1 protein-coding gene is annotated in these 380 nt (G+C 53.9%); it reads right to left on the bottom strand.

Translation table 11 applies throughout. From position 1 onward, the window contains the following. On the bottom strand, window positions 1-380 hold a 380-nt coding region (locus QWY20_RS18555), incomplete at both ends, for an IS3 family transposase (protein ID WP_330130459.1).

Consider the following 380-nt stretch of genomic DNA (forward strand, 5'->3'; position numbering starts at 1 on the left):
CTTTTCGGGAGAACACATCGATAACGAAGGCGACGTAAACGAAGCCTGACCACGTAGCAACATACGTGATATCAGCAACCCACAGTTGGTTTGGCCGGCTGGCACTGAACTCCCGTTTCACCAGATCCAATGGCTTAGCTGCGCTATCATCAGGGATCGTTGTGATACAACGGCGGCCACGTCGCACGCCCTGGATCCCAAGCGTACTCATCAGTCTGGCAACCGTGCAGCGAGCCACCGTGAAGTCTTCACGCTTCAGTTGTTTCCAGACTTTCCTGATGCCATAACATTGCCGATTATCCTGCCATACACGCAGGATCTCAGGCTTCAGAGCCTTATCCTGATGGTAACGCTGACAGCGTCGCTCAGGCTGCGCTTCT

It is taken from the genome of Alkalimonas cellulosilytica, from assembly GCF_036325985.1.
GTDB classification, from domain to species: domain Bacteria; phylum Pseudomonadota; class Gammaproteobacteria; order Enterobacterales; family Alteromonadaceae; genus Alkalimonas; species Alkalimonas cellulosilytica.